This window comes from Pseudomonas baetica, from assembly GCF_019733355.1.
GTDB classification, from domain to species: Bacteria; Pseudomonadota; Gammaproteobacteria; order Pseudomonadales; family Pseudomonadaceae; genus Aquipseudomonas; species Aquipseudomonas baetica_A.
In genome coordinates this window covers 1-1365 of record NZ_JAIHLQ010000116.1, presented here as the reverse complement: position 1 = coordinate 1365, position 1365 = coordinate 1, and the positions used below count along the sequence as shown (strand labels likewise).

Genomic DNA, 1365 nt, shown 5'->3' with positions numbered 1-1365 from the left:
TCAGGGCTGAAAATCACCCCGCTGGATGCGGCGGTGCCGGATCGGGCGCAGGCGCTGATCGACCAAACCAGCCAGTTACTGCCGCGCATCAAGATCACCGAACTGCTGATGGACGTGGACGACTGGACGGGCTTCAGCCGCCACTTCACCCACTTGAAGGACGGGGCCGAGGCCAAAGACAGGACGTTGCTGCTGTCCGCAATCCTCGGTGATGCGATCAACCTCGGGCTGACCAAGATGGCCGAGTCGAGCCCCGGCCTGACCTACGCCAAGCTGTCCTGGCTGCAAGCCTGGCACATCCGCGACGAAACCTATTCGGCGGCCTTGGCCGAGCTGGTCAACCACCAGTATCGCCACGCCTTTGCCGCCCACTGGGGCGACGGCACGACCTCATCCTCCGATGGCCAGCGCTTCCGCGCGGGTGGCCGGGGCGAGAGCACCGGGCACGTCAACCCGAAGTACGGTAGCGAGCCGGGACGGCTGTTCTATACCCATATCTCCGACCAGTACGCGCCGTTCAGCACCCGCGTGGTGAATGTCGGCGTCCGCGATTCCACCTATGTGCTCGACGGCCTGCTGTACCACGAGTCCGACCTGCGGATCGAGGAGCACTACACCGACACGGCCGGCTTCACCGATCACGTCTTTGCCCTGATGCACCTGCTAGGCTTCCGCTTCGCGCCGCGCATCCGCGACCTCGGCGAAACCAAGCTGTACGTGCCGCAGGGCGTGCAAGCCTACCCGACGTTGCGCCCGCTGATCGGCGGCACCCTGAACATCAAGCACGTGCGTGCCCACTGGGACGACATCCTGCGCCTGGCCAGCTCGATCAAGCAGGGCACCGTCACCGCCTCGCTGATGCTGCGCAAGCTCGGCAGCTACCCGCGCCAGAACGGACTGGCCGTGGCCCTGCGCGAGCTGGGCCGGATCGAGCGCACGCTGTTCATCCTGGACTGGCTGCAAAGTGTTGAACTGCGCCGCCGCGTGCATGCCGGCCTGAACAAAGGTGAGGCGCGCAACTCGCTGGCCAGGGCGGTGTTCTTCAACCGCCTTGGGGAAATCAGGGATCGGAGCTTCGAGCAGCAGCGCTACCGGGCCAGCGGCCTCAACCTGGTGACGGCGGCTATCGTGCTGTGGAACACGGTGTACCTGGAACGCGCCACCCAGGGGTTGGTCGAGGCCGGCAAGCCGGTGGACGGCGAGCTGCTGCAATTCCTGTCGCCGCTGGGCTGGGAGCACATCAACCTAACCGGCGATTACGTCTGGCGGCAGAGCCGCAGACTGGAAGACGGGAAGTTTCGGCCCTTACGGATGCCCGGAAAACCTTAGCGTACGATTTTTTCCGAATTCTGCGGGCTCCCCTAT

General features: G+C 65.0%; 1 pseudogene. It reads left to right on the top strand.

The window, feature by feature from the left end:
• A pseudogene (locus K5E40_RS34300) lies at positions 1–1329 on the top strand (Tn3-like element TnAs1 family transposase); the annotation flags it as partial.
• Positions 1330–1365 lie beyond the last annotated feature (36 nt).